24 protein-coding genes and 1 tRNA gene are annotated in these 26,522 nt (G+C 71.8%); 19 read left to right on the top strand and 6 right to left on the bottom strand.

Features of this window, described 5'->3' with window-relative positions; translation table 11 throughout:
- Nucleotides 1-57 precede the first annotated feature (57 nt).
- Nucleotides 58-3,714 (top strand): transcription-repair coupling factor, encoded by a 3,657-nt coding sequence (gene mfd / locus DSM26151_RS10290; protein ID WP_234659463.1) that lies wholly within the window; start codon nucleotides 58-60, stop codon nucleotides 3,712-3,714.
- A 28-nt stretch (nucleotides 3,715-3,742) separates the two neighbouring features.
- On the opposite strand, the gene nhaA is transcribed toward mfd, so the two are convergent.
- Nucleotides 3,743-4,945, bottom strand: coding sequence for a Na+/H+ antiporter NhaA (gene nhaA / locus DSM26151_RS10285; protein ID WP_234659462.1), 1,203 nt, complete (start codon nucleotides 4,943-4,945; stop codon nucleotides 3,743-3,745).
- A 160-nt stretch (nucleotides 4,946-5,105) separates the two neighbouring features.
- Between nhaA and DSM26151_RS10280 the strand changes: the two genes are divergently transcribed.
- The 9 genes from DSM26151_RS10280 to DSM26151_RS10240 all read left to right on the top strand — a co-directional run bounded on the left by DSM26151_RS10280 (nucleotide 5,106) and on the right by DSM26151_RS10240 (nucleotide 13,550).
- Complete coding sequence (locus DSM26151_RS10280) at nucleotides 5,106-5,756, top strand: LysE family transporter (protein ID WP_234659461.1); 651 nt, start codon at nucleotides 5,106-5,108, stop codon at nucleotides 5,754-5,756.
- A gap of 47 nt (nucleotides 5,757-5,803) precedes the next feature.
- Nucleotides 5,804-6,499, top strand: coding sequence for a MazG family protein (locus DSM26151_RS10275; RefSeq protein ID WP_234659460.1), 696 nt, complete (start codon nucleotides 5,804-5,806; stop codon nucleotides 6,497-6,499).
- A 307-nt stretch (nucleotides 6,500-6,806) separates the two neighbouring features.
- Nucleotides 6,807-8,072, top strand: coding sequence for a histidine--tRNA ligase (gene hisS / locus DSM26151_RS10270; RefSeq protein ID WP_234659459.1), 1,266 nt, complete (start codon nucleotides 6,807-6,809; stop codon nucleotides 8,070-8,072).
- 118 nt (nucleotides 8,073-8,190) lie between these two features.
- Nucleotides 8,191-9,471 carry a phosphopyruvate hydratase gene (eno, locus tag DSM26151_RS10265; protein ID WP_234659458.1) on the top strand — a complete coding sequence of 427 codons (1,281 nt, stop codon included), beginning with the start codon at nucleotides 8,191-8,193 and terminating at the stop codon, nucleotides 9,469-9,471.
- Between the two features lie 90 nt (nucleotides 9,472-9,561).
- Nucleotides 9,562-10,113 carry an FtsB family cell division protein gene (locus DSM26151_RS10260; protein WP_234659457.1) on the top strand — a complete coding sequence of 184 codons (552 nt, stop codon included), beginning with the start codon at nucleotides 9,562-9,564 and terminating at the stop codon, nucleotides 10,111-10,113.
- Nucleotides 10,110-10,643: a DUF501 domain-containing protein gene (locus tag DSM26151_RS10255; protein WP_234659456.1), complete on the top strand. Its 534-nt coding sequence runs from the start codon at nucleotides 10,110-10,112 to the stop codon at nucleotides 10,641-10,643. Before DSM26151_RS10260 ends, DSM26151_RS10255 begins: the two co-directional genes overlap by 4 nt.
- Nucleotides 10,640-11,947 carry a S8 family serine peptidase gene (locus DSM26151_RS10250; protein WP_234659455.1) on the top strand — a complete coding sequence of 436 codons (1,308 nt, stop codon included), beginning with the start codon at nucleotides 10,640-10,642 and terminating at the stop codon, nucleotides 11,945-11,947. The genes DSM26151_RS10255 and DSM26151_RS10250 overlap by 4 nt, the downstream gene beginning before the upstream one ends.
- A 38-nt stretch (nucleotides 11,948-11,985) precedes the next feature.
- Nucleotides 11,986-13,431, top strand: a complete 1,446-nt coding sequence (locus tag DSM26151_RS10245) for an NAD(P)/FAD-dependent oxidoreductase (protein ID WP_234659454.1) — start codon at nucleotides 11,986-11,988, stop codon at nucleotides 13,429-13,431.
- Between the two features lie 45 nt (nucleotides 13,432-13,476).
- A tRNA-Leu gene (locus DSM26151_RS10240) sits at nucleotides 13,477-13,550 on the top strand.
- A gap of 23 nt (nucleotides 13,551-13,573) precedes the next feature.
- On the opposite strand, the gene DSM26151_RS10235 is transcribed toward DSM26151_RS10240, so the two are convergent.
- Complete coding sequence (locus tag DSM26151_RS10235; RefSeq protein WP_234659453.1) at nucleotides 13,574-14,500, bottom strand: Ppx/GppA phosphatase family protein; 927 nt, start codon at nucleotides 14,498-14,500, stop codon at nucleotides 13,574-13,576.
- Nucleotides 14,501-14,612: 112 nt separating this feature from the next.
- On the opposite strand from DSM26151_RS10235, the gene DSM26151_RS10230 reads away from it, so the two are divergent.
- The 5 genes from DSM26151_RS10230 to DSM26151_RS10210 all read left to right on the top strand — a co-directional run bounded on the left by DSM26151_RS10230 (nucleotide 14,613) and on the right by DSM26151_RS10210 (nucleotide 19,395).
- Nucleotides 14,613-15,209 (top strand): TetR/AcrR family transcriptional regulator, encoded by a 597-nt coding sequence (locus DSM26151_RS10230; RefSeq protein WP_234659452.1) that lies wholly within the window; start codon nucleotides 14,613-14,615, stop codon nucleotides 15,207-15,209.
- Nucleotides 15,206-16,471 carry an alanine racemase gene (locus DSM26151_RS10225; protein ID WP_234659451.1) on the top strand — a complete coding sequence of 422 codons (1,266 nt, stop codon included), beginning with the start codon at nucleotides 15,206-15,208 and terminating at the stop codon, nucleotides 16,469-16,471. Before DSM26151_RS10230 ends, DSM26151_RS10225 begins: the two co-directional genes overlap by 4 nt.
- A complete protein-coding gene (locus DSM26151_RS10220; RefSeq protein ID WP_234659450.1) occupies nucleotides 16,468-17,832 on the top strand; it encodes a D-arabinono-1,4-lactone oxidase in 1,365 nt (454 codons plus the stop codon). The genes DSM26151_RS10225 and DSM26151_RS10220 overlap by 4 nt, the downstream gene beginning before the upstream one ends.
- A gap of 120 nt (nucleotides 17,833-17,952) precedes the next feature.
- Nucleotides 17,953-18,519, top strand: coding sequence for a LemA family protein (locus tag DSM26151_RS10215; protein WP_234659449.1), 567 nt, complete (start codon nucleotides 17,953-17,955; stop codon nucleotides 18,517-18,519).
- 3 nt (nucleotides 18,520-18,522) lie between these two features.
- A complete protein-coding gene (locus DSM26151_RS10210) occupies nucleotides 18,523-19,395 on the top strand; it encodes a M48 family metalloprotease (RefSeq protein WP_234659448.1) in 873 nt (290 codons plus the stop codon).
- A gap of 63 nt (nucleotides 19,396-19,458) precedes the next feature.
- Here DSM26151_RS10210 and DSM26151_RS10205 read toward each other — a convergent pair whose 3' ends face one another.
- Nucleotides 19,459-20,673, bottom strand: a complete 1,215-nt coding sequence (locus DSM26151_RS10205) for a winged helix-turn-helix domain-containing protein (protein ID WP_234659447.1) — start codon at nucleotides 20,671-20,673, stop codon at nucleotides 19,459-19,461.
- 71 nt (nucleotides 20,674-20,744) lie between these two features.
- On the opposite strand from DSM26151_RS10205, the gene DSM26151_RS10200 reads away from it, so the two are divergent.
- Together DSM26151_RS10200 and ilvA are read left to right on the top strand one after the other, a co-directional pair.
- Nucleotides 20,745-21,962, top strand: coding sequence for an AI-2E family transporter (locus tag DSM26151_RS10200; protein WP_234659446.1), 1,218 nt, complete (start codon nucleotides 20,745-20,747; stop codon nucleotides 21,960-21,962).
- Nucleotide 21,963: 1 nt separating this feature from the next.
- Complete coding sequence (gene ilvA, locus DSM26151_RS10195) at nucleotides 21,964-23,256, top strand: threonine ammonia-lyase (protein WP_234659445.1); 1,293 nt, start codon at nucleotides 21,964-21,966, stop codon at nucleotides 23,254-23,256.
- 87 nt (nucleotides 23,257-23,343) lie between these two features.
- Here the strand turns inward: ilvA and greA are convergent, their stop codons facing one another.
- Nucleotides 23,344-23,835 (bottom strand): transcription elongation factor GreA, encoded by a 492-nt coding sequence (greA, locus tag DSM26151_RS10190; RefSeq protein ID WP_234659444.1) that lies wholly within the window; start codon nucleotides 23,833-23,835, stop codon nucleotides 23,344-23,346.
- Nucleotides 23,836-23,895: 60 nt separating this feature from the next.
- On the bottom strand, nucleotides 23,896-24,384 hold the full coding sequence (locus DSM26151_RS10185; protein WP_234659443.1) for a DUF4307 domain-containing protein: 489 nt from the start codon (nucleotides 24,382-24,384) through the stop codon (nucleotides 23,896-23,898).
- 111 nt (nucleotides 24,385-24,495) lie between these two features.
- Between DSM26151_RS10185 and DSM26151_RS10180 the strand changes: the two genes are divergently transcribed.
- Nucleotides 24,496-24,834, top strand: a complete 339-nt coding sequence (locus DSM26151_RS10180; protein WP_234659442.1) for a hypothetical protein — start codon at nucleotides 24,496-24,498, stop codon at nucleotides 24,832-24,834.
- A 23-nt stretch (nucleotides 24,835-24,857) separates the two neighbouring features.
- Here DSM26151_RS10180 and trhA read toward each other — a convergent pair whose 3' ends face one another.
- Nucleotides 24,858-25,655: a PAQR family membrane homeostasis protein TrhA gene (trhA, locus tag DSM26151_RS10175; protein ID WP_234659441.1), complete on the bottom strand. Its 798-nt coding sequence runs from the start codon at nucleotides 25,653-25,655 to the stop codon at nucleotides 24,858-24,860.
- 72 nt (nucleotides 25,656-25,727) lie between these two features.
- Between trhA and DSM26151_RS10170 the strand changes: the two genes are divergently transcribed.
- Nucleotides 25,728-26,513 (top strand): isoprenyl transferase, encoded by a 786-nt coding sequence (locus tag DSM26151_RS10170; RefSeq protein ID WP_234659440.1) that lies wholly within the window; start codon nucleotides 25,728-25,730, stop codon nucleotides 26,511-26,513.
- Nucleotides 26,514-26,522: the final 9 nt, after the last annotated feature.

Genomic DNA, 26,522 nt, shown 5'->3' with positions numbered 1-26,522 from the left:
CCGCTCGTGCCGACCGCCGCCGCCCGCCGTGTCGGCGGGCGCGCGTAGACTGCTCCGGTGATCCTGCAGGGCTTGAACACGGCGCTCTCGCGCGCCTCCACGATCGACCGAGCCCTCGCCGAGGCCGAGCGCAGCGCCGACTTCTCGGCGCCGACCGGACTCGACGCGCCGCTGCTCGCAGCCCTGCTCGAACGCCGCATCGCGAACGGCCGTCCGTCGGTGCTCTTCGTCGTCACGGCGACCAGCCGCGAGGGCGAGTCGCTGCGCACGTCGCTGGCGCCGTACCTCGACGGCGCCGAGATCCTCGAGTTCCCCGCATGGGAGACGCTGCCGCACGAACGACTCAGCCCGAGTGCCGAGACCGTCGGGCGCCGCATGCACGCGATCCGGCGGATGGCCGCGTGGAAGGCCGACGGCCCGAGGCATCCGCTGGTCGTCGTCGCATCGGTGCGGGCCGCGCTCCAGCCCGTCGCCGACAACCTCGCCGACCTCGAGCCCGTCGAACTGGCCGTGGGCGGCCGCGGGCACGACCTCTCGGCGATCGCACTGCGCCTCGTCGACCTCGCCTACGCGCGCGTCGACATGGTCTCGCGCCGGGGCGAGTTCGCGGTGCGCGGCGGCATCCTCGATGTGTTCCCGCCCACGGCCGACCACCCCGTCCGCGTCGACTTCTTCGGCGACGAGGTCGAAGAGCTCCGCGCGTTCTCGGTCGCCGACCAGCGCTCGCTCCCCGAGAAGGTCGAACGCGTGCTCCTCGCACCGAGCCGCGAACTGCTGCTCACCGAGCCGGTGCGCCAGCGCGCCCGCGAGATGGTGCACGAGTTCCCGAACCTGTCGGGCATGCTCGAGAAGGTCTCCGAGGGAATCCCCGTCGAGGGCATGGAATCGCTCGCACCCGCACTGCTCGAGCGCCTCGTGCCCGTCACGGACTACCTCCCCGAGGGGGCCGCGGTCGCGGTCGTCGGGCCGGAACGGGTCGCGGGCCGAGCCGTGAGCCTCGCCGAGACCAACCGCGAGTTCCTCGCGGCCGCATGGGGTGCGGCGACCGTCGGTGCCGCAGCGCCCATCGACCTGGCCGCGGGCGACTTCCTCACCCTTCGGGCACTGCGGGAGTCGGTGCTGTTCAGCGCGCCCGGTTCGCCCGGGACCGACCGGGTGTGGTGGACCTTCTCCAGCTTCGACCAGGGCGATGCGGCCGAGGCCGTGGGCGAGACCGCGGGCGGGGCGGATGCCGCCTACGTGCGCGTCGCCGCGACGAGCGTGCCGAGCTTCCAGGGCAACGTCGAGGGCGCGGTCGCCCACGTCGGCGAACGACTGCGCGAGGGCTGGAGCCTCGTCGTCGCGGCCGCCGGCCACGGCCTCGTCGAACGCGCGCGCGACGTGCTCGCCGAGCACGGACTCGCGGGCCGCCTCGTCGAGACCGTTCCCGACGAGCTCGAGCCGGGCGTCGCCTACCTCGTGCAGGCGCAGGCCGCAGCGGGCTTCGAGGTGCCCGACGCCAGGCTCGGGCTCATCGCCGAGGCCGAGTTCTACGGTCGATCCGCCGGGTACGACTCGCGTCAGGTCAAGAAGCTCGCGAGCCGCCGCCGCAACGTCGTCGACCCGCTCCAGCTCAAGGCCGGCGACCACGTCGTGCACGCCACGCACGGCATCGGCCGCTTCGTCGAGCTCGTGCAGCGCGAGGTCGCCGGCGCGCGCCCGACCGGGCCCAGCCGCACGGCCGGGATCAAGCCGGCCCCCAAGACGGTGCGCGAGTACGTCGTGCTCGAGTACGCCGCGTCCAAGCGCGGGCAGGCCGGCGACCGGCTCTACGTGCCCATGGACCAGCTCGACCTGCTCAGCCGGTACGTCGGGGGCGAGTCGCCGAGCCTGTCCAAGATGGGCGGCAGCGACTGGGCGCAGGCGAAGTCGAAGGCGCGCAAGGCCGTGCGCGACATCGCGGTCGAGCTCGTCAAGCTCTACTCGGCGCGGATGTCGGCCAAGGGGCATGCCTTCGGGCCCGACTCGCCGTGGCAGCACGAGCTCGAGGAGGCCTTCCCCTACGTCGAGACCCCCGACCAGGTGCAGACCATTGACGAGGTCAAGGCCGACATGGAACGCCCGATCCCCATGGACCGCCTGCTCGCGGGCGACGTCGGATTCGGCAAGACCGAGGTCGCCGTCCGCGCCGCGTTCAAGGCCATCCAGGACGGCAAGCAGGTCGCGATGCTCGTGCCCACGACCCTGCTCGTCAAGCAGCACTTCGAGACGTTCTCGGAGCGGTTCGCGGGCTTCCCCGTCCACGTGCGGGCGCTCAGCCGGTTCCAGACCGACCGCGAGGCGCGCGAGACCATCGCCGGTCTCGCCGACGGCACCGTCGACATGGTCATCGGCACCCACCGGATCCTCACCGAGAAGGTCTCCTTCAAGGACCTGGGGCTCATGGTCATCGACGAGGAGCAGCGGTTCGGCGTCGAGCACAAGGATGCGCTGAAGAAGCTCAAGACCAACGTCGACATCCTCGCGATGAGCGCGACCCCGATCCCGCGCTCGCTCGAGATGGCCGTCACCGGCATCCGCGAGATGTCCACGCTCGCGACGCCGCCGGAGGACCGGCACCCCATCCTCACCTTCGTCGGGCCCCACTCCGACCAGCAGGTCGCCGCAGCGATCCGCCGCGAGATGCTGCGCGAGGGCCAGGTGTTCTTCGTGCACAACCGGGTCTCCTCGATCAACCGGGTCGCGGCGCACCTGGCTGAACTCGTGCCCGAGGCGCGCATCGCCGTCGCACACGGCCAGCTCAACGAGCACATGCTGGAGCAGATCGTCGTCGACTTCTGGGAGCGCAGGTTCGACGTGCTCGTCTCGACCACCATCATCGAGACCGGCCTCGACATCTCGAACGCGAACACGATCATCATCGACCGCGCCGACAAGTACGGGCTCAGCCAGCTGCACCAGCTGCGCGGGCGGGTCGGGCGCGGGCGCGAGCGCGCGTACGCGTACTTCCTCTACGACCCCGCGAAGCCGCTCTCCGAGACCGCGCACGACCGGCTCTCGACCATCGCCGCGAACAACGAGCTCGGCGGCGGCATGCAGATCGCCCTGAAGGACCTCGAGATCCGCGGCGCCGGCAACCTGCTCGGCGCAGAGCAGGCCGGGCACATCGCCGGCGTCGGATTCGACCTCTACCTGCGCATGATCGGCGAGGCGGTGAACGCGTTCCGCGGCGACGTCGCCGAGGGGCAGACCGAGCTCCGGCTCGAACTGCCCGTCGACGCGCACATCCCCGACGACTACGTCGACAGCGAGCGGCTGCGACTCGAGGCGTACCAGAAGCTCTCCGCCGCGAGCGGCCCCGCCGCGAAGGACGGCGCGATCGACCTGGTCGTCGAGGAACTCGTCGACCGGTACGGCGACCTGCCCGAACCCGTCGAGCATCTCGTCGCGGTCTCGCGCCTGCGGCGGAAGGCGCAGCTCGCCGGGCTCTCCGACGTCATCGCGACCGGGTCGAAACTGCGCATCGCGCCCGCGAAGCTGCCCGATTCGCGCCGCGTGCGGCTCGAGCGGATGTACCCGGGCGCGAAGCTGTTCCCGCAGAACGACGTCGCACTCGTGCCGTTCCCGACGCCCGGCGGCGAGGCGCCCGGCGACGGCGACCTCATCGCGTGGGTGTCGAACCTCATCGGTGCGATCTTCCCCGCCGAGCAGCCCGCGGAGGCCGTCACCGGCTGAACCCGCCGCGCCGCGGCATCCGCCCCGATCAGCGCGACATCGCGCCGCCGACACCCTCCTGCTCGCCCTGGCGACGGTACGACCTCGACTTCATCGCGACGGCGATCGCGCCGGCGACGATCGCGACGGCCGACCCGAGCAGCACGGCGACCACGCCCTGGTCGGCGACCTCCGGGTAGGCGCGGAACGCGAGCTCGTTCATGAGCAGCGAGACCGTGAACCCGATGCCGCCCAGCAGCGCCACGACCGCGATATCGGACCACGTGAGCGGCTTGACGCCCGTCCGGCGGTGCACGAACAGCGTCGCGAGCCCGCCGATGAGCGTGATGCCCACGAGCTTGCCGACGGGCAGGCCCACGAGGATGCCCCAGAACGCCGGGTCGAGCTCGCTCGGCCGCACCTGCGGGATCGCGACCAGCGCTGCCGAGAAGGCGAACAGCGGCAGGATCACGCCGTTGGACCACGGCTCGAGGCCGTGCACCGCGCGACCGGCCGGACGACGCGACATCACCAGGCCGAGCATGACGCCCGCGATCGTCGCGTGCACGCCCGAGAGGTAGACGAAGCTCCACGTCAGGACGGCGAGCACGCACAGCGCCGCGATGATCGGCCACTGGGGTCGACGCGCCAGGATGTAGGGCGAACGCGGGCGGAGCAGGCGGCTCATCATGCCGAACACGGTCACCGTGATCGCCGCGAAGCCGATGTAGGCGAGGTCGGCGTCGGCGGTGAAGAAGAACGCGATGAGCAGGATCGCGATGAGGTCGTCGAGCACCGCGAGGGCGAGCAGGAACACGCGCACGCGCGTCGGGATGAACCGGCCGAACATCGCCAGCACGCCGAGCGCGAACGCGATGTCGGTGGCCGTCGGGATCGGCCACCCGTCGGCCGTCGGGCCGCCGCCGGCGAAGGCGAGGAAGACCAGGGCGGGAGCGACCACGCCGCCGATCGCCGCGATCGCGGGCAGGGCCGCCTTCGAGAAGCTGTTGAGCTCGCCCACGACGAGCTCGCGCCGCAGCTCGACCGCGACGATGAAGAAGAACACCGCGAGCAGGCCGTCGCTGACCCAGTGCCCGAGCGACAGGTCGACATCGGTGAACGGAACGGCGAGATGGACGTGCTTGAGTTCGATGAGCGAATGCCCGATGGGCGAGTTCGCGAGGACGAGGCCGAGGATCGCGGCGGCGAGCAGGAGGAACGCGGCGACGCGCTCGGATCGGAGGACGTTCAATGGACACCTCTGGGTCGGGGCTTGACGGGCGGGTCGCGGTGACGCGGACGCACGTGACGGACTCGACGCGAACGCGTCGGCCGACCAGACTTCCCGGCACCCCTGGTCGACAAGTCTACCCGGGCACGGGAAACGCCGATTCGGGCCGTACGCTGTTGCGGTGTCAATCTCGCTCTGGGCCACCCTGCTGGTGGCCTGCCTGGTGATCAGCCTCACGCCCGGTGCGGGAGCGATCAACACCATGGGCAACTCGCTCGCGTTCGGCTTCCGACGCGCGGTGTGGGGCATCCTCGGCCAGCAGGCCGCCCTGATCATCCACATCGCGATCGTCGCGCTCGGCGTCGGCGTGCTCGTGGCCTCCTCGCCCGTGCTGTTCGAGGCGATCCGGTACGCGGGCGCGGCCTACCTCGTCTACCTCGGCATCCGTCAACTCCTCACCAAGCCCACGCGGACCGGCGACGGGATCGACGACGGCGACGACGCAGCAGCAGCGCCGCCGCCGCGGACCGAGTCGCGCTGGTCGATGTTCCGCCGCGGACTGTGGGTGAACCTGCTGAACCCCAAGGCGATCGTGTTCTTCCTCGCGTTCCTGCCCCAGTTCATCCGGCCCGGTGAGCCGCTCCTGCAGCAGTACCTCGTCGTCGCCGCGACCGTCGTGGTCGTCGACGTCGCCGTCATGTGGGGGTTCTTCGCGCTCGCCGCGCACGGCATGCGGCGCTTCACGCGGTCGGTGCGCGGCCAGCGAACCGTGAACACCGTGTTCGGCGGGCTGTTCATCGGCGTGGGCGTCATGCTCGCGGTCGTCCACTGAGCAGGCCGCGCCCACCGGGAGCGGATGCCGCGGCATAGGCTGCCGTCATGGACGCGCAGCACCCCGGACTCGCTGGACTCGTCGACATGGTCGCGCGCCTGCGCGCACCCGGCGGGTGCCCGTGGGATGCCGACCAGACCCACGAATCGCTCGTGCAGTACCTCGTCGAGGAGTGCTGGGAGCTCATCGACGCGATCGAGTCGGGCGGTCGTGAGGAGATGATCGAGGAGCTCGGGGACGTGCTCTACCAGGTGCTCTTCCACGCCGACATCGCCGCGCACACCCCAGGCGAGGAGTTCGACATCGACGACGTCGCACGGCACATGACGGCGAAGATGGTCTCGCGGCATCCGCACGTCTTCGGCGACCGCGAGGCCGAGACCGCAGCCGACGTCGTCGCGTTCTGGGACGACCTCAAGGCCGACGAGAAGCCGCACCGCACGAGCGTGCTCGACGGCGTGCCGCAGGGCATGCCCGCACTCGCGCTCGCGCAGAAGGTGCTCGGCAAGGCCGAGCGGGCGGGCGTCGTGCCGTCGATCGAGCCCGCCGCGGTGGCGCTGGCGGATGCCGCGGGGGCGTCGGCATCCGACGCGGACGAGCATGCCCTCGGCGAGATGCTGCTCGGCGTGGTCGCCGAGGCACGGGCCCGCGGGCTCGACGCCGAGCGGGCGCTTCGGGGCGCCGTGCGCCGGTTCGGGGACTCGGTGCGCGCGGCCGAGGCATCCGCTGCCCCCGCCGAGTAGCCGCCGCCCCCACCCTTCCCACCCACCCCACCCACCCCACCCACCCCACCCCACCCACCCCACCCCACCCACCCCACCCCACCCCCTTCCCGCCCACCTCCCTTCCCGTCCCCTCCCGTCCGTTCAGGACGTTTGCGCCGGCGCCCGGCGTGTCGCGGCGCGACACGCCGCAGGCGCAGCCGGTTGTCCTGAATCGCGAGCTGCGGTGAGCAGGGTCTGGGGATGAGTGGGCGGCATCCGTGGCCGGAAGGCGGGCGGCATGCGTGGCCGGAAGGCCTGCGGCATCCGCTGCTGGAAGAATGGGGGCATGCCGAAGACCGTGACCCCCCCGCGCGGCATGCGCGACTTCCTGCCCGCCGAGAAGGCCCGCCGCGAGCACGCGCTCTCGGTCATCCGCGGGGTGTACGCGGCGCACGGCTTCGACGAGATCGAGACGCCCGTCATGGAAGACTCCGCGCGCCTGCACGCGGGCCTCGGCGGCGACAACGAGAAGCTCGCGTTCGCCGTCATGAAGCGCGCGCTCACCCCCGACGCGCTGGCCGCCGCCGCCGAGTCCGGCGACGCGCTCGCACTCGCCGACCTCGGCCTGCGCTACGACCTGACCGTGCCGCTCGCGCGCTTCTACGCCACGCACCGCGCGGCGCTTCCGCCCGTGTTCCGGTCGATCCAGATCGCACCGGTCTGGCGTGCCGAGCGTCCGCAGAAGGGGCGGTACCGCCAGTTCGTGCAGTGCGACATCGACATCATCGGCGAGGCCGGGCCCCTGGCCGAGCTCGAACTGCTCACCGCGACGGTGGCGACCCTCGAGGCGCTCGGGCTCGACGGGTGCCGGATCCGCCTGAACGACCGGCGCATCCTCGCGGGCATCCTCGGATCGTGGGGCGTGCCCGACGGGCTGCGCGAACGCGCCCTCATCACGATCGACAAGCTCGACAAGGTCGGGCCCGACGGCGTCGCCGCCGAACTCGCCGAACTCGGCGTCGACCGCGCGGGCATCGCCGACGAGCTGCGCGACCTCGCAGCGGCCGACTGGTCGCTCGCGGATGCCGACGGGGCCGCCGCGCCCCCGTGGCTCGACGTCGAGGCGTTCGGCGACCTCGTCGCGCTGCGCGACGCGGTGCCGGGCACCGCGATCGACTTCGACCCGACGCTCGTGCGCGGCATGGGCTACTACACGGGCACGATCTTCGAGATCGCGCACCCCGACTTCGGCTACTCGCTCGGCGGCGGCGGACGATACGACCACATGATCGGCCGCTTCCTCGGCCAGGAGGTGCCCGCGTGCGGGTTCTCGATCGGGTTCGAACGGATCGTCGACCTGCTCGCGGTCGCCGACGACGCGCGGCCGCGCGCCGTGGTGCTCGTGCACGACCGCGACGTGCCCGCCGAGCGGCTTCTCGCGCTCAAGGGCGAGCTCGTGGCATCCGGTGCGCGCGTGCGCCTCGAGAAGCGCACGAAGAACTTCCGCGGCCTGCTCGACCGGGTGAGCGCCGACGGCTTCGACGCGTTCGCCGCGGTCACGGCCGAGACGACGGATGCCGCGTCGCTCGAGTTCCGCGACCTCGGCGCGTAGGTCGGGGCTCGCGCGCACGCGGCGACATACGCGAGCGGGCCTCGGAACCGGGGTCCTAGACTGTCCTCCGGGCCACGACGGAGTCGTCCAGCACACCCCCATCACAGAGGAGTTCACTGTGGCATTCATCGAAGCTGTCGGCGCGCGGGAGATCCTGGATTCGCGCGGCAACCCCACCGTCGAGGTCGAGGTCCTCCTCGACGACGGCACCGTCTCGCGGGCCGCAGTGCCCTCCGGGGCGTCGACGGGCGCGTTCGAGGCGTACGAGCTGCGCGACGGCGAGGCCGACCGCTACCTCGGCAAGGGCGTCCAGAAGGCCGTCGACGCCGTGCTCGACGAGCTCGGCCCCGCAATCGAAGACCTGGATGCCGCCGACCAGCGCGTCATCGACGCCGCCCTCATCGAGGCCGACGGCACCGACAACAAGAGCCGCCTCGGCGCGAACGCGATCCTCGGCGTGAGCCTCGCGGTCGCGAAGGCCGCCGCAGACTCCGCCGACCTGCCGCTCTTCCGCTACCTCGGCGGCCCGAACGCCCACGTGCTGCCCGTGCCGATGATGAACATCATCAACGGCGGCGCGCACGCCGACACCGGCGTCGACATCCAGGAGTTCATGGTCCTGCCCGTCGGCGCGCCGACCTACTCCGAGGGCCTGCGCTGGGGCGTCGAGACCTACCACGCGCTGAAGAGCCTGCTGAAGTCGAAGGGACTCTCGACGGGCCTCGGCGACGAGGGCGGCTTCGCGCCCGACCTCGCGAGCAACCGCGCGGCGCTCGACCTGATCGCCGAGGCGATCGGCAAGGCCGGCTTCACGCTCGGCACCGACATCGCGCTCGGCCTCGACGTCGCCTCGACCGAGTTCTTCGACAACGGCGTGTACCGCTTCGAGGGCCAGGACCGCACGGCCGCCGAGATGAGCGCGTACTACGGTGAGCTCGCCGCCGCCTACCCGCTGGTCTCGATCGAGGACCCGCTGGCCGAGGACGACTGGGAGGGCTGGGCGACGCTGACCGAGCAGCTCGGCTCGAAGCTGCAGCTCGTCGGCGACGACCTGTTCGTCACCAACCCGGCCCGCCTCGCCGACGGCATCGCGAAGCGCGCCGGCAACTCGATCCTGGTGAAGGTCAACCAGATCGGCACGCTCACCGAGACCCTCGACGCGGTCAAGCTCGCGCAGCGCGCCGGCTACACCGCCGTGCTCTCGCACCGGTCGGGTGAGACCGAGGACACGACCATCGCCGACCTCGCGGTCGCGACCGACTGCGGTCAGATCAAGACGGGCGCGCCCGCCCGGTCCGAGCGCGTGGCCAAGTACAATCAGCTGCTGAGGATCGAAGAAGAGCTCGGCGAGGCCGCGGAGTACGCGGGCCGCTCGGCATTCCCGCGGTTCACGGCGTGACGCGCAGCGGCGCGACGCGCCGCTGAGACGCATGGCGGGGGTGGCCGGTGGCCGCCCCCGTCGGTCGTTTCCAGCGAGGTGAGGAGGACGATGAACGCTGCACGTCGTCCTTCGCGCGAGCGCCAGTCGGTGCGCCGCGTCGCGGAGACCTGGCTCGCCGGCATCCGCTTCTCGGGGTTCTCGATCATCATGATGGGCGTCCTCGTGCTCGCGGTGGTCGTGCTCGCACCGAGCATCGCCGCCTATGCGGCGCAGCGTCAGCAGATCGCCGAGGCCGAGGCCGAGGTCGCGCGCATGGAGGCCGAGGTCGCGCGTCTCATCGACGAGCGCGAGCGGTGGAACGACGAGACCTTCATCGTCACCCAGGCGCGCAACCGCCTCTACTACGTGCTGCCCGGCGAGATCAGCTATCTCGTGATCGACGACCGGGATCCGGCGGCGGTGACGAACGCCGACCGTGCGGTGTCGGCGAAGGTCACCGAGGATCGGGGCGACTGGATGCGGACCATGCTCGACTCGGTCATGACCGCGGGTCTGGCGCCGAGCGTGACGGATGCCGCCCCGGCCGGTGCCGACGACCCCGCGCCCACCGAGCCGCCCGCAGAGCCGACCGAACCGCCCGCCGACGAGGGGAACCGATGACCCGCCCGCCGTTCGACCCCGTCACCGACCGCGACCTGCGCATCGTCTCGGCCCAGCTCGGCCGCCCCGCGCGCGACGTCGTCGGCATCGCGGCGCGCTGCGCGTGCGGCGCCCCGACCGTGGTCTCGACACGGCCGCGGCTGGCCGACGGCACCCCGTTCCCCACCTTCTACTACCTGACGCACCCGGCCGCGACCGCGGCCATGTCCTTCCTCGAGGCGGCGCAGGTCATGGTCGAGTGCACCGAACTGCTCGCAGCGGATGCCGATGTGCGCGAGCAGTACGCGCGGGCCCACGCCCAGTACCTCGCCGACCGCGAGCAGTACGGCACGGTGGAGGAGATCGCGGGCGTCTCGGCCGGCGGCATGCCCACGCGCGTGAAGTGCCTGCACGCGCTCGCGGGGCACGCGCTCGCCGCAGGTCCCGGCGTGAATCCCATCGGCGATCTCGCGCTCGAGCGCTCGACCTGGTCGCCCGACGTGTGCCGGTGCCCCGACTACGGCATCGACGCCGACGAGGAGCCGGCGTGAGGTCCGCCGCCCCGCGCCCGACCCGACCTGCCCGAGCGGTTCGGCGCCGTTCGGCGTGGAAGCTCGCGACGGGCGCGCTCGTGGCGGGCGTGCTCGCCCTGTCGGGTTCGGCGCCGGCGCATGCCGACACCGTGCGCGACCTGCAGTACTGGCTCACCGACTACGGGTTCACGCAGGCCTGGACCACCTCGCGCGGCGACGGCGTGAAGGTCGCCATCATCGACACGGGCGTGAACGGCGAGGTCGCGGAGCTGCGCGGCGTGGTCGTCGGCGGCACGGATGTCTCGGGCATCGGCTCGCCCGACGGCCAGACCCCGATCGGCGAGGAAGACGAGCACGGCACCCTCGTCGCGTCGCTGCTGGCCGGCCGGGGCACCGGCGAGGGCAACGGCGTGATCGGGGTCGCTCCCGATGCCGACCTGCTCACGGCATCCGTCGCCTTCGGGCTCGACACCGGGTCGGAGAAGACCAACGACGAGCAGATCGCCGAGGCCGTGCGCTGGGCCGTCGACAACGGTGCGGATGTCATCAACATGTCGTTGACCCGGAACACCCCGGACTGGCCCGAGAGCTGGGACGACGCGTTCCTGTACGCGTTCGAGAACGACGTCGTCGTCGTGGCGGCCGCGGGCAACCGGGGTTCGGGGACCACGCAGGTCGGCGCGCCCGCGACGATCCCGGGCGTGCTCGCGGTCGCCGGCGTCGACAAGGAGCAGAACGCGAGCTTCGATGCCAGTTCCCAGGGCATCACGATCGCGGTCGCGGCACCGAGCGAGAAGCTCGTGGGCGTGCTGCCCGACGGCGGTCACGTGGTGTGGGACGGCACGAGCGGCGCTGCGCCGCTCGTCTCGGGCCTCGTCGCGCTGGTGCGCGCGGAGTTCCCCGACCTGGATGCCGCGAACGTCGTCAACCGCGTGATCCGGACGGCCGATCCGAAGGGCGAGGAGGTGCCGGGGCCGCTCTACGGATACGGCATCATCGACCCGGTCGCGGCGCTCACGGCCGACGTCGAGCTCGTCGAGCAGAACCCGCTCGGAAGCCTGGAGGAGTGGATCCGCGTGCATCGCCGCGCGGATGCGCCCGCGCCGGGCGATTCGGATTCGGTCGACGAGCAGGAGATCGTGCCGATCGCGGACCCGCCGCCGCCGCGTGCCGACAGCACGCAGACCCTCCTGCCGACGCCCTGGACGGTCGCCTATATCACGGTGCCACTCTCACTCGCAGCTGGATTTGGTACGCTTGCAGCGCTGTTGGGCATCGGCGCCACTCGGCATATCAGGCGTGCCACGCGTACCGACGCGTAGGCCAACGCAGACATCACACATCAAGGAGTCCAATCACCGTGCCCAAGATTCTCATCGTCGGCGGCGGGTACGCGGGGTTCTACACGGCCTGGAAGCTCGAGAAGTGGCTTCGGCCCGGCGAGGCCGAGGTCACGGTGGTCGACCCGCTGCCCTACATGACGTACCAGCCGTTCCTCCCCGAGGTCGCTGCGGGCTCGATCGAGGCCCGCCACTCGGTGGTGTCGCTGCGTCGTCACCTCAAGAAGACGAACGTCGTCACGGCGAAGGTCACGGGAATCGACCACGCGTCGAAGTCGGCGACGATCACGCCCGAGGCGGGCGAGCCCTGGCAGTTCGACTACGACGTGATCGTGGTCACGGGCGGCGCGGTGTCGCGCACGTTCCCGATCCCGGGCATCGCCGACCAGGCGTTCGGGCTGAAGACGATCGAAGAGGCCGTCGCGATCCGCGACCGCCTGCTCACCAACTTCGACAAGGCGGCGAGCCTGCCCGCCGGGCCGGAGCGCGACCGCCTGCTCACCGTCGTGGTGGTCGGCGGCGGCTTCGCCGGCATCGAGGTGTTCGCCGAGCTCCGCTCGTTCGCGAGCTCGCTGCTCGAGTTCTACCCGCAGCTGACGTTCGACGACACGAGGTTCCACCTCATCGAGGCGATGGGCCGCATCATGCCCGAGGTCTCGCTGCCGACGAGCCACTGGGTCATCAAGCACCTCGCGCAGCGGGGCGCCGAGATCCACCTCGACACCCAGCTCACGAGCGCGCTCGACGGCCGCATCGAGCTGTCGACCGGCGAATCGTTCGAGTCCGACCTCATCGTGTGGACCGCGGGCGTCATGGCGAACCCGGCGATCGTCCGCACGAGCGACCTGCCCGTCGAGGAGCGCGGCCGCATCAAGGCGCGCCCCGACCTCCGCGTGGGCGACGAAGACGACATCGTCGCCGATGCCTGGGCGGCCGGCGACATCGCGGCCGTGCCCGACCTTTCGGGTGGCGGCGTCGGCGGCTACTGCGTTCCGAACGCGCAGCACGCGGTCCGTCAGGGCAAGCTCATGGCGAAGAACATCGTCGCGGTTCTCCGTGGCGAGGAGCCCGAGGAGTACCTGCACAAGAACCTCGGCGCGGTCGCTGGCCTCGGCCTCGGATCGGGCGCGTTCCAGTCGGGCAAGCTCGCGCTCACGGGCCTCATCGCCTGGTTCGCGCACCGTGGCTACCACGGCCTGGCGATGCCGACGTGGGAGCGCAAGTTCCGCGTGTTCTGGGGCTGGTGGAACAACTTCTGGCTCGGGCGCGACATCGTCTCGCTGAGCGCGCTGCAGACCCCGCGTGCGGAGTTCGAGCGGTTCGCGGCGCGGCCGAAGCCTGCGGCGGATGCCGTGGCGCCCGCTGCACCGGCGAAGCCGGCGGCGACCGAGAAGTCCGCTGCGACGAAGCCCGCCGCGACGAAGGCAGCAGCGGCGAAGGCCGAGAAGACAGTCGCCGCGAAGTAGGCGCCCTATGCTGTGACGCGGCGTCGGCCTCCGGGTCGGCGCCGCGCTCCCGTAGCCCAACCGGCAGAGGCAGGCGGCTTAAACCCGCTTCAGTCTGGGTTCGAATCCCAGCGGGAGCACCGGGCGGCCGACTCCGCGGTCCTCAGGCGAGCCGGTCGATGCGGCGCAGGATGAGTCCTTCGCGCAGGGCCCAGGGCGAGACCTCGAGGGTCTTCGCCCTGAAGGCGCGCATGGTCTCGGAGAGCACGACCGCGCCGGCGACGATCTGGAATGTGCGGTCGGCCGTGATGCCCGGCAGGTTGGGTCGGGCGTCGGCCGGGATCCGGGCGAGCCGGGGGATCCAGTCGTCGAGGCGTGAGAGCTTGAGGATGCTGCGTTCCTCGGCTCCGACGCCGTCCTCGGTGCTCCCGGCGAGCTTGGCGAGGGACCGGATGGTCTTGGACGATCCGACGACGTGGTCGGACTCGGGGATCCCGCCGATCTCGTCGACGGCGGTCCGCAGCACCGCGCGCGCGTGGGCGCGGAGCGTGTCGACCTGCTCGTCGGTCGGCGGATCGGTGGGGAGGTACCGGATCGTCGACCGTCCGGCGCCGAGGGGGACGGATCGGGCGACGTCGGGCGTCTCGTCGTCGCCGTGGGCGATCTCGAGCGATCCGCCGCCGATGTCGAAGAGGAGGATGCGTCCGGCGGACCAGCCGTACCAGCGGCGGACGGCGAGGAACGTGAGGCGGGCCTCGTCGGCCCCGCTGAGCACGTCGAGGCGGATGCCGGCGACCTCCTCGATGCGTGCGAGCACCTCGGCGCCGTTGGCGGCCTCGCGGATCGCCGATGTGGCGAAGGCGAGCAGTTCGTCGAGCCCGGACCGGCGTGCCACCTCGGCGGCGTCGCGGACCGCGGTGAGGATCGCTTCGACGCCTGCGGCGCTGATCGCACCGTCGTCGTCGAGGTAGCGCATGAGTCGCAGCACCGATTTGTGGGATGCTGCGGGGATCGGGCGTGCGCCCGGATGCGCGTCGACGACGAGCAGGTGGACGGTGTTCGATCCGACGTCGAGAACCCCGAGGCGCATGCTGCGAGCGTACCGCCCGGGTGGCGCATGATGACGTCGGCAGGCATACTTGATCGAGTGGGACGAGTGTCCCACTCTTGGAATCCCCGGCAACGAGGTCGAGAGGAGCGTCATGGCCCGCATGTCCGCGGCAGAGCGACGCCCGGCACTGATCGAGGCGGGCCTGCGCGTGATCGCACGCGAGGGCATCGCCGGCGCGTCGACCCGCGCGATCGTCGCCGAGGCGGGAATGAAGCTCGCGAGCTTCCACTACGCCTTCGAGTCACGCGACGCGTTCCTCGACGAACTCATCGCCACGGTCGTCGCGCGCGAGGCCTCGGCGGTGCTCCCCGTCGACGAGGTCGAGGGCGACCTGCGCTCGGTGCTCGAGGCGGGACTCCTGCGCTACGTCGACCACCTGCGTGCGGACCCGCAGCACGAGCAGGCCATGCTCGAACTCACGCAGTACGCGCTGCGCGCGCCCGACCGGCATCCGCTCGCCGTCGCCCAGTACGCGCGCTACGCCGAACTCGCCGAGCAGGCCCTCGAGATCGCGGCCGAGCGCACCGGAACGACCTGGCGCACGCCCGTCGCCCAGGCCGCGGCCGTGCTCGTGGCGTTCACCGACGGCATCACGATGACCTGGCTCGTGCACCGCGACGACGCAGTGGCCGTCGCGACCGCGCGGGCGGCCGCCGACGCCCTCGCGAGGATGGCGGACCCCCGATGACGACCTCGACGCTCGACCTCACGCCGCAGGCGACGGATGCCGCGACCGACCCGTCGCACCTCGACCCCGCGCGGCACTGGCCCGCGATGACCGAGGCGACGCGGCACCTCGACGCACCGGTCGGGGCGATCCACCTCGGCGCGCTGCGACGCAACGCGCACGAGATGCTCCGTCGGGCCGGCGGCGTCCCGATCCGCGTCGCCACGAAGTCGATCCGGGTGCGCGGCGTCGTCGAGGCCCTGCTCGCGATGCCGGGGTACCGCGGCGTGCTCGCCTACACGCTCGCCGAGGCGATCTGGCTCGCCGAGCGCATCCCCGGCCTCGACGACCTCGTGGTCGGCTACCCGACGGCCGAAGCGGGCGCCATCCGTCGCCTCGCGACCGACCCCGACCTCGCCCGCCGGATCACGCTCATGGTCGACTCCCCGGCGCAGCTCGACCTGGTCGACGCCGTGCGCGGCCCGGGTTCGCGCGAGGAGGTGCGCGTGTGCCTCGAACTCGACGCGTCGTGGCACGCCCCGGTGCTCGGGCACCTCGGGGTCCGGCGCTCGCCGTTGCACGAGCCGGAGGATGCGGGCCTGTTCGCGGCCTACGTCGCGGCCCGGCCGGGCTTCCGCCTCGTCGGCATGATGGCCTACGAGGCGCAGATCGCGGGCGTGGCGACCGACCCGCCGGGCCGACCGGTCGGCGGTGCCGTGAACCGCTGGATGCAGTCGCGCTCGATGCCCGAACTCCGCGAACGACGCGCCCGCGCGGTCGCCGCGGTCCGCCGCCACGCCGAGCTCGAGTTCGTCAACGGCGGCGGAACGGGCTCGCTCGAGGCGACCGCCGCCGACCCGTCCGTCACCGAGCTCGGCGCGGGCAGCGGCATCCTCGCCGGACACCTCTTCGACGGGTACGCGCACTTCTCCCCGGCACCGGCGGCGGCATTCGCGCTCGACGTGGTGCGCTCGCCGAGCGCACGGCACGCGACGATCCTCGGCGGCGGATGGATCGCCTCCGGCCCGCACGGCAGTGACCGGCTGCCCCGGATCGTCTGGCCCGAGGGCCTGCGGATGCTGCCGCGCGAGGCCGCGGGCGAGGTGCAGACCCCCGTCACGGGCGCCGCGGTCGCGCGCCTGCGTGCGGGCGACCGCGTGTGGTTGCGGCACACGAAGTCCGGCGAGCTCGCCGAGCACCTGAACGAGTACGCCGTCGTCGACGGCGGCGAGGTGGTCGGCACGCTGCCGACCTACCGAGGAGAGGGAAAGGCGTTCCTGTGACGGCGAGTGGAGCGCTCTGGCGCAACTGGGGTCGCACCGAGTCGGTGCGGCCGAACCGGATCGAGCGGCCCGCGGACGCGGGTGCGGTCCAGCGAGCGGTGCAGGCCGCCGCGAGGGGCGGACGCCGCGTCAAGCCCGTCGGATCCGGCCACAGCTTCACGGGCATCGCCGTCGCACCCGACATCCAGCTCGACCTGACCGACCTGTCGGGCGTCGTCGAAGCGGATGCCGCGACCGGGCGGGTCACGCTCGGAGCAGGCACCCGGCTCCATCAGCTTCCGGCCCTGCTCGAGCCGTACGGCCTGGCCCTGCCGAACATGGGCGACATCGACCGGCAGACGATCTCGGGCGCGACCTCGACCGGCACCCACGGCACCGGGCTCGGCTTCGGCGGGCTCGCGACGCAGGTCGTCGGCGCGCGGCTCGTGACCGGCACCGGCGAGTTCCTGTCGGTCGACGAGCGCGAGCACGCCGACCTGCTGCCGGCAGTGAGGCTGGGGCTCGGCGCGCTCGGAGTCCTCACCGAGCTGACGCTCCAGCTCGTCCCGGCCTACGTCATGCGGGCCGTCGAGACCACCGAGCCGGTCGACGCGGTGGTCGACGAGTGGATGCCGCGCGTCCGCGCCGCCGACCACTTCGAGTTCTACTGGTTCCCGCACACCACGACCGCGCTGACCAAGACCAACACGCGCCTTCCGGCGGGCACGCCGCTCGCACCCCTCGGCCGGGTCGGCCGCTGGGTCGACGACGAACTGCTCGCCAACGGCGTGTACCGCGCGATGTGCGCGACGGGTGCGGCGATCCCCGCGCTCACCCCGGGGTTCTCGAGGCTGGCCGAGCGGTTCACCGGCGGACGGGACTTCACCGACCTCTCGTCGAAGGTGTTCGTCACGAACCGGACGGTCCGCTTCGCGGAGATGGAGTACGCGATCCCGCTCGAAGCGGTGCCCGAGGCGTTCCGCGCCATCCGCTCGCTCATCGACCGCAACGGATGGCGCATCAGCTTCCCGATCGAGGTGCGCGCCGCAGCGGCCGACGACAACTGGCTCTCGACGGCGCACGGCCGCGACAGCGGGTACATCGCCGTGCACCGGTACTTCCGCGAGGACCCGACCGAGTACTTCGGCGGGGTCGAGGCGATCATGCGCGACCTCGGCGGGCGCCCGCACTGGGGGAAGATGCACACGCAGAGCGCCGACTCGCTCCGCGTGGCCTACCCGCGATTCGACGACTTCCTCGCGGTTCGCGACCGGCTCGACCCCGACGGTCGCTTCGCCAACCCCTATCTCGACCGCGTGCTCGGTGCCGTCGGCGGGCGCAACGGCCGCACCGGCGTCGCGGAGCGCAACGGCGCGGCCTGAGCGCGAAGGCGGAGGAGCCTCTCCGCACCCTCGGAGTCTGATGGGAGTTCAGGCCGCCCCCAGCACGCGCGGATAGCATGGAACGTCCGCTGGTCGTGCCAAGCATCAGGAGTCCCCGCCATGGAATGGCTGATCCCGCTCATCATCGTCGTCGTGCTCGCCCTGGCGATCGGCATCTACCTCTGGGTGACCTACAACTCCCTCGTGACGCTCAACGTGCGCGTCGACGAGGCGTGGAGCGACATCACGGTGCAGCTCAAGCGCCGGGCCGACCTCATCCCGAACCTCATCGAGGCCGTCAAGGGGTACGCCGCGCACGAGAAGGCCGTGTTCGAGAACGTCACGAAGGCGCGCGCCGAGACCCTCTCGGCAGGCGGCCCGGCCGAGGCATCCGCCGCCGAGAACCACATGCAGCAGGCGCTGAAGTCGATCTTCGCGGTCGCCGAGGCGTACCCGCAGCTCCAGGCGAGCCAGAACTTCCTGCAGCTGCAGTCGGAGCTGGTCGACACCGAAGACAAGATCCAGGCCGCGCGCCGCTTCTACAACGGCGGGGTGCGCGAGCTGAACACGAAGATCAAGGTGTTCCCGAACACGCTGTTCGTGCGCGGGCTCGGCTTCCACGAGCGTGAGTTCTTCGAGGTCACCGAGGCGGCGGCGATCGCGGAACCGCCGCGCGTGCAGTTCTAGCCGATGTATCGCGCGATCGCCCGGAACAAGCGCAACACCGTCTTCACGATCCTGCTGTTCCTCGCCATCGTCGGCGGGCTCGGCTACCTCGCCGCCGTGATCTACGGCGACCTGACGATCGTGGTCGTGACCCTCGTGATCGCGATCGGGTACGCCCTGTTCCAGTACTTCACGGCCGACCGGCAGGCGTTGGCGATGTCGGGCGCGGTCGAGATCCGCGGCGTGTCCGACCACCCGCGGCTGTGGCGCACGGTCGAGAACCTCTCGATCACGACCGGAACCCCGATGCCGCGCGTGTTCGTCGTCTCCGATCCGGCGCCGAACGCGTTCGCGACCGGCCGCGACCCCTCGCGTGCGGTCGTCGCCGCGACGACCGGGTTGCTCGAGATCATGGACGACTCCGAACTCGAGGGCGTCATGGCCCATGAGCTCGGGCACGTGCGCAACTACGACATCCGCCTGTCGATGATCGTGTTCGGGCTCGTCGTCGCGGTCGGGTTCATCTCCGACCTGTTCGTGCGCATGGCCTTCTTCGGGAGGAACAACAACGGCAACCCCGTCGTGATGATCTTCGGCCTCGTCGCCATGCTGGTCGCGCCGCTCGTGGCGAGCATGGTGCAGTTGGCGGTCTCGCGCCAGCGCGAGTACCTGGCGGATGCCACGGGCGCGATGACCACGCGGCATCCCGAGGCCCTCGCCCGGGCGCTGCTGAAGCTCGAGCAGTACGGCCGGCCGATGCAGCGGCAGAACTCGTCGATGGCGCACCTGTGGATCGCCGACCCGCTGAAGCCCGGTGTGATCGACCGGCTCTTCGCCACGCACCCGCCGATCCCCGAGCGGGTGAAGCGGCTGCACGAGATGGGGCGCAGCTTCTAGGCCGCGGCGCGCACGGCGCCGCTCGCGCGGCCGGCGCTCGGCACCGGCGCATGCGCAGGAGGCTCAGGCGACCGCCCGGAGCGCCCCCTCGATGCTGCCCGACAGGTCGCCCCGACCCGTGACCGTGATCTCGTCGAGGCCCTGCCACGCCGCCGCCTCGCGCAGCACGGGGACCAGGCGTTCGGCGGTCTCGGCCGGAGCCGCCGGCTCGGCCCACGCGGACTGCACGCGCAGCACGCGGGCCGAGCGGTCGCTCTTGAGGTCGACGCGCGCGACGACGCGGTCGTCGACGAGGACCGGAAGCGAGTAGTAGCCGTACCGCCGCTGCGGCTCGGGCGTGTAGATCTCGATCCGGTAGTGGAAGTCGAACAGCCGCTCGGCGCGCGGCCGGAACCACACCACCGGGTCGAACGGGGACAGCAGTGAGACGCCCTCGACGCGCCTCGGACGCCGCGCGTCGCGGTGCACCCACGCCGCGCTCGGCCGCGAGCCCGTCCGCCACCCGGGAACCTCGACGGGCACGAGCGTGCCGGCATCGACGAGGTCGGCGATCGCCGGACGCACCTGCGCCTGCGTCATCCGCCAGTAGTCGGCCAGGTCGGGAGCGGTCGCGATGCCGAGCGCCGCTGCGGCCCGCTCGACGAGGGCTCGGATCGAGTCGGCTTCGGCCGGGCCGTGCTCGAGCAGGTGCGGTTCGAGCCCCTGTTCCGGGAGGGCGTAGACGCGCTCGAAGCGGCGGCGATCGACGCACACGACCTCGCCTGTGCGGAACATCCACTCGAGGGTCCGCTTGACGGCCGACCACCCCCACCACGGCCCCCGCCGTTCGTTCGCATCGTGCTCGATCTCGCTCGCACGCATCGGGCCGTTCGTCGACAGCTCGGCTCGCAGCCACTCGGCGAGCGAGCGGTTCTCTGCCAGCCAACCGCCCCACTCGGAGGCGCCCTCGGCGCGGTACGCGGCGCGACGGAACTCGAACAGGGGCCACAGCTCGCGGGGGATGAACGCGGCCTGATGCGCCCAGTACTCGACCAGCCGCCCGCGCCGGCCCCACGCCACCCGGTCGAGCAGCGCACGGTCGTAGGCGCCGATCCGGCTGAACGCCGGAATGTAGTGGCTGCGCTCGAACACGTTGACCGAGTCGATCTGGAGCAGCCCGAGCCGGTCGACGACGCCCGTGAGCGCGCGCGTGCCCGGCGCGGCGGGGGCCGCGCGCCCGAAGCCCTGCGCGGCGAGCGCGATGCGGCGCGCGAGGGCGGGGGAGACCTGATCGACCATGATGCGGAGCGTACTCCGCACGGCCGACACGCATGGCCGGGCGGGAATGCCCGCAGACCTAGACTGAGACGGTGACGGAGGCGAAGGGGACCTCGCGGGCGTTCCGGAGACGCGCGCGCAGATCGGACGCGTCCGAACGGCCCGAACGACCGGCCGAGCCGGTGCGGGATGCCGCGGAGTCCGTGCCCTACGGCATGCGCCTGGCCGCGGCATGGTCGTGGCGGATCCTGCTGGTCGGCGGCGTGCTCGCTGTCGTCGTGTTCCTCGTCATCCAGCTCCGGCTCGTCATCATCCCCGTCCTCGTCGCGGTGCTCCTGTCGGCCCTGCTCGTGCCGTTCTCGCGCTGGCTCCAGCGTCACGGCTGGCCGAGGTGGCTCGCGGTCACCGCCGCCATGGTCGCGACGCTCGCCGTGGTCGGGGGCCTGCTCACCCTCGGGATCTCGCAGATCGTTCGCGGTTCGGCCGACCTCGCCGAGCAGTCCGTCATCGCCTGGGACGGTTTCCGCGAGTGGCTGCTCGAGGGTCCGCTGCACGTCACGTCGGACCAGATCGACGCGTTCGTCGCGCAGATCGTCCAGGTCGTGCAGAGCGAGAGCGACGTGCTGCTCTCGGGCGCGCTCTCGGTCAGCTCCACGATCGGGCACTTCCTCGCGGGCCTGCTGCTCGCGCTGTTCGCGACGCTCTTCATCCTCATCGACGGCCGCGGCATCTGGGCCTGGGTCGTCGGCATCTTCCCGCGCCGTGCCCGCGCCGCGGTCGACGGTGCGGGCCGGGCCGGCTGGGCGACCCTCGAGAACTTCGTCCGGGTGCAGATCTTCGTCGCGGCGATCGACGCCATCGGCATCGGCGCGGGCGCACTGCTGCTCGGGGTTCCGCTCGCGATCCCGATCGCGGTGCTCGTCTTCCTCGGCTCGTTCATCCCGATCGTCGGCGCCGTCGTCACGGGCGCGCTCGCCGTCTTCGTCGCGCTCGTCTACGAGGGCTGGGGCATCGCACTCGCGATGCTCGGCGTCGTGCTGCTCGTCCAGCAGGTCGAGGGCCACGTGCTGCAGCCGCTCGTGATGGGCACGGCGGTCAAGGTGCACCCGCTCGGCGTCGTCATCGCCGTCGCGACCGGGTCGCTGCTGGCTGGCATCCCCGGAGCCCTGTTCGCCGTCCCCGTCGCAGCGGTCGGCAACGTCATCATCCTCTACATCGCCAGCGGCAGGTGGAAGGGCGACGACCCACCCGAACTCACCCGGTCGCCGCTCTGGCGGACGGTGCCGCAGAAACCCGGATACGGACGGTGACATGAACCACGCCCCCGAGACGACCGCGCAGCCGATCGCACAGCCCGCGCCACCTGAGGCCGCCGTCATCCCCGGCCCGACGCTCGCGGACTTCGAGCACGCCCAGCGCACCGTCGCCCCCGTCGCCAGACGCACCCCGATGGAGACCTCCCGCCACCTCGGGCGGCTCATCGGCGCGCCCGTCCACCTCAAGTGCGAGAACCTCCAGCGCACGGGGTCGTACAAGCTGCGCGGCGCGTTCAACCGGCTCTCCGCGCTCTCGGCCGGCGAACGCGCACGCGGGGTCGTCGCGGCATCCGCCGGCAACCACGCCCAGGGCGTCGCCTACGCGGCCCGCGAACTCGGCATCCGCGCGACCATTTTCATGCCCGTCGGCGTCGCGCTGCCCAAGCTCGAGGCCACCCGCGACTACGGAGCCGACGTCGTGCTCAGCGGCGAGACCATCGGCGAGACGCTCGAGGCCGCCGCGCGGTTCGCCGACGAGACGGGCGCGACCATCATCCCGCCGTTCGACCACGCCGACGTCGTCGCCGGGCAGGGCACACTGGGCCTCGAGATCCTCGAGCAGGCACCGGATGCCACGACCGTCGTCGTGCCCATCGGCGGCGGCGGCCTCGCATCGGGCGTGGCCAGCGCCATGAAGCAGAAGGCCGCGGCCCTCGGCAGGTCGATCCGCGTGATCGGCGTGCAGGCCGAGAACGCCGCGCCCTACGTGCCCTCGCTCGCGCTCGGCGAGGCCGTCACGGTGCCGGTCGTGCCCACGATCGCCGACGGCATCGCCGTGTACCGGCCGGGCGAGCTCAACCTCGAGATCATCCGCGAGAGCGTCGACGAGGTCGTCACCGTGACCGAGGATGACATCGCCAGGGCGCTGCTCGTCCTGCTCGAGCGTGCGAAGCTCGTCGTCGAGCCCGCGGGCGCGGTCGGCGTCGCCGCACTCATGACCGGCAAGGTCGAAGCCGACGGCCCGGTCGTCGTCGTGCTGTCGGGCGGCAACATCGACCCGCTGCTCATGCAGCGCGTCATCGCGCACGGCCTCGCGGCATCCGACCGGTACCTGACGCTCCGCATCGGCCTGCCCGACCGGCCGGGCCAGCTCGCGCGCATCTCCGAACTGCTCGCCGAGGCGAAGGCGAACGTCGTCGAGGTCCTGCACACGCGCCACGGCGCGGGCATGCAGATCTCCGAGGTCGCACTCGAGCTGTCGGTCGAGACCCGGGGGCCCGCCCACCGGGCCGAGGTCGTCGAGGTCCTGCGCCGCGCGGGCTACGAACCCCAGATCATCGAGGAGTGACGCGGTCGCGGCATCCGCTACGCCCCCGCCGCCCCGAAACGCGGAACGGCCCCGCTCAGGGGGCCGTTCGCGTTCGGTCTCGACCGGTCACTGACCGGACCAGGTCTCGACGCCCGTGACCTCGACGGCGATCTCGCGGCCGTTCGGGGCGGTGTAGCTCGCGCGGTCGCCGACCTTCAGGCCGATGATGGCCGCGCCGAGGGGCGACTGCTCGCTGAAGACGTCGAGCTCGGAGTCGCCGGCGATCTCGCGGCTGCCGATGAGGAAGCGCTCCTCGTCGCCCGCGACGATCGCGGTGATGACGGTGCCGGGCTCGACGACGCCGCTCGAGGCGGGCGCGGCGCCGACCTCGGCGTGCCGCAGCAGGTCGGTGAGCTGGCGGATGCGGGCCTCCTGCTTGCCCTGCTCGTCCTTCGCGGCGTGGTAACCGCCGTTCTCCTTGAGGTCGCCCTCTTCACGCGCGGCCTCGATGCGCTTCGCGATCTCGTCACGGCCGGTGGTGGAGAGGTGCTCGAGCTCGGCGTTCAGCCGATCGTAGGCCTCCTGGGTGAGCCAGGTGACGGTGGCGTCCTGCGCCATGGTGCACACTCCGGTGGATAGACGTGTCGCCCCGGCGGCTGCCAGGGCGAATCACTCATTCTAGTCGACCCAGCAGTTCGAGACCAAACCCGTGTTGGCCTCCTGCGCGGTGCGCACCGTCTCGGTGAAGGTGCGGAGCGGGCGCTCGGATGCCGGGATCTCCACGACCTTCCAGCCCACTACGGTGAAGTCCTCGTTGAGGGCCTGCACCGCGCACGCCGTCCCGGTGCCTGCCGGAACCGACAGGCGCCAGGTGACCTCGACGGCGCGGGTGTCGAGCAGGCGATGGCCGAGGTCGGTCGCCTGCACCTGCGGCCGGCTTCCGTCGAGGCCGGCCCAGACCACCCACGAGACGAGCACGATCGCGAACGCGATCGCCCCGCCGAAGAGGATGAACCGCTCGCGGCGGCGGCGTGCGGGAGTGCGGCCGTACCGGCCCTCGAGGGCGGATGCCTCGGGGCGGGCGTCGTGGGCCCGGCCACCGGTCGGCGGGGTCCCGTCGAGCGCGGCGTCCTCCGCCGCTGCATCGGCGTGCTCGCGTGGGCGCACCCCGGCTCCTCCCGGTTCGATCGTCTAGGCTTGACCCCAAGCCTAACCCCGTCTCCCTGAAGGGAATCCGATGCTCGTCGCGCCCGCCGTCATCCTTCGCGGAGACCGCCGATGACCCCCGCGCTCGCGTCGGTCCTGACCTTCGTCGCCGCCGCCGAGGAGGAGTTCGACCCGAACGACGTGACTCCGGGCGTCATCGGCTTCCTCGTCACGATCCTCGTCATGGGCGGAGTGCTGCTGCTCGTGCTCGACATGGTCCGTCGCATCCGCCGGGTCAACTACCGGGCCGAGGCGCAGGAGCGCCTGGCCGCGGAGGATGCCGAGCGGGTCGAGGACGCCGATCGGGCCGAGGACACCGGTCCCGCCGGGCGGGCCGAGGACGCCGGGCGGGCCGAGCCCGCCGGGACGCCCGATGACGGCTCCGGGCCGCGGGAGGATCGCGCGGGCTGAGGCTCGCCCACCTCGGCGGCGGGTCAGCCGCCGTGGAAGGCGGGGTTCATCGCGATGATCAACGTCGCGCTCCAGTGGCACATGAACGCCAGCACGGTGCACACGTGGAAGATCTCGTGGAAGCCGAAGTGGCCCGGCCACGGGTTGGGCCTCTTCAGCCCGTAGACGATCGCTCCGACCGTGTACAGCAGCCCGCCGACGATCACGAGCACCATCATGGCCACGCTCGCCGCGAGCAGGTCGCCGAGGTACATCACGGCCGCCCAGCCGAGCAGCAGGTAGATCGGGACGTACAGCCATCGCGGCGCGGTGATCCAGAACACGCGGAACGCGATGCCGAGCAGGGCGCCGCCCCACACGATCGCGAGCAGGACCAGGCCCTTCTCGGGCGGCAGCGCGAGGATCGACAGCGGCGTGTACGTACCCGCGATCAGCAGGAAGATGTTCGCGTGGTCGATCCGCTTGAGGACGACCTTGGTCCGCGGCTTCCAGTCGAAGCGGTGGTACAGCGCGGAGTTGCCGAACAGGAGCATCGAGGTCAGGGTGAAAACCGCCGACGCCCACTTCGCGGCGGCGCCGTCGGCCAGGACGATGAGCACGATCCCGGCGACGATCGTGACCGGGAACGTGCCCGCGTGGATCCAGCCGCGCCAGGTGGGCTTCAGGTCTCCGGGATGCTCGGGAGACGCATCGATGAGGGGCAGGTTCGGCAGCCCCGGGTCGCGCCGTTCGTCGGCGGCGACCGCGGCGTCGGCGCGATCGAGTTCTGAGACCGGACGGTGCAGGTGCTCTGCGACGTCCTCGGGTTCGCGCTGGGTCATGCTCACACTGTAGGTCCGGCCGATCACGGGCGGCTGTGAGCCATCGCCCGCGCGGGGGAGTAGCGTGGTCGGGTGCAGACGAGCGATCAGCGCCTGGGTCGCAGCCTCCTCTATCGGCTCTACCAGAACCGGCTCCGCCGGGAACTCGACCAGGCGGAACTTCCACGACACGTCGCGATGATCATCGACGGCAACCGGCGTTGGGCGAAGCAACTCGGATTCGACTCCGCGGCGCACGGCCACCGTGCGGGCGCGGCGAAGATGCGCGAGTTCCTCGAGTGGTGCGACGACCTCGGCATCTCGGTCGTCACGCTCTACCTGCTCTCGAGCGACAACCTCACGAGCCGCACCTCCGCCGAACTCGCCGACCTCATCGAGATCATCGCCGAACTCGCGGAGGAGCTCAGCCACTACCGCGACTGGCGCGTGCAGCACGTCGGCTCCGACGCGGGCCTGCCCGAGCCGCTCGTCGCCGCGCTCGACGCGGCCGAGCACCGCACCGTCGGCAAGCGCGGGCTGCACGTCAACCTCGCCGTCGGCTACGGCGGGCGCCGCGAGATCACGGACGCGATGCGCTCGATCGTGGCATCCCACCACGCCGAGGGGCGCAGCCTCGAGGACCTGGCCGAATCGCTCACCCCCGAACTCATCGGCGAGCACCTCTACACCGGCGGCCAGCCCGACCCCGACCTCGTCATCCGCACCTCGGGCGAACAGCGACTCAGCGACTTCATGCTGTGGCAGGCCGCGCACAGCGAGTTCTACTTCGTCGAGGCGCTCGGACCCGACCTCCGCGAGGTCGACTTCCTCCGCGCCATCCGCGACTACACCAGACGCAATCGCCGCTTCGGCAGCTGACCGCACCGC

This window comes from Agromyces marinus (assembly GCF_021442325.1).
GTDB lineage: Bacteria > Actinomycetota > Actinomycetes > Actinomycetales > Microbacteriaceae > Agromyces > Agromyces marinus.
The sequence above is the reverse complement of the archived record's forward strand: the minus strand, read 5'-3'. Positions and strand labels throughout refer to the sequence as shown.

What these genes read in the sequence shown, in the direction of transcription:
- hisS (WP_234659459.1), top strand. Translation starts at nt 6,807, where the DNA reads ATGCCGAAGACCGTGACCCCCCCGCGCGGCATGCGCGACTTCCTGCCC.
- DSM26151_RS10275 (WP_234659460.1), top strand. Translation starts at nt 5,804, where the DNA reads ATGGACGCGCAGCACCCCGGACTCGCTGGACTCGTCGACATGGTCGCG.
- DSM26151_RS10260 (WP_234659457.1), top strand. Translation starts at nt 9,562, where the DNA reads ATGAACGCTGCACGTCGTCCTTCGCGCGAGCGCCAGTCGGTGCGCCGC.
- DSM26151_RS10225 (WP_234659451.1), top strand. Translation starts at nt 15,206, where the DNA reads ATGACGACCTCGACGCTCGACCTCACGCCGCAGGCGACGGATGCCGCG.
- ilvA (WP_234659445.1), top strand. Translation starts at nt 21,964, where the DNA reads ATGAACCACGCCCCCGAGACGACCGCGCAGCCGATCGCACAGCCCGCG.
- DSM26151_RS10205 (WP_234659447.1), bottom strand. Translation starts at nt 20,673, where the DNA reads ATGGTCGATCAGGTCTCCCCCGCCCTCGCGCGCCGCATCGCGCTCGCC.
- trhA (WP_234659441.1), bottom strand. Translation starts at nt 25,655, where the DNA reads ATGACCCAGCGCGAACCCGAGGACGTCGCAGAGCACCTGCACCGTCCG.
- DSM26151_RS10215 (WP_234659449.1), top strand. Translation starts at nt 17,953, where the DNA reads ATGGAATGGCTGATCCCGCTCATCATCGTCGTCGTGCTCGCCCTGGCG.
- DSM26151_RS10255 (WP_234659456.1), top strand. Translation starts at nt 10,110, where the DNA reads ATGACCCGCCCGCCGTTCGACCCCGTCACCGACCGCGACCTGCGCATC.
- DSM26151_RS10180 (WP_234659442.1), top strand. Translation starts at nt 24,496, where the DNA reads ATGACCCCCGCGCTCGCGTCGGTCCTGACCTTCGTCGCCGCCGCCGAG.
- DSM26151_RS10230 (WP_234659452.1), top strand. Translation starts at nt 14,613, where the DNA reads ATGGCCCGCATGTCCGCGGCAGAGCGACGCCCGGCACTGATCGAGGCG.
- greA (WP_234659444.1), bottom strand. Translation starts at nt 23,835, where the DNA reads ATGGCGCAGGACGCCACCGTCACCTGGCTCACCCAGGAGGCCTACGAT.
- DSM26151_RS10210 (WP_234659448.1), top strand. Translation starts at nt 18,523, where the DNA reads ATGTATCGCGCGATCGCCCGGAACAAGCGCAACACCGTCTTCACGATC.
- DSM26151_RS10235 (WP_234659453.1), bottom strand. Translation starts at nt 14,500, where the DNA reads ATGCGCCTCGGGGTTCTCGACGTCGGATCGAACACCGTCCACCTGCTC.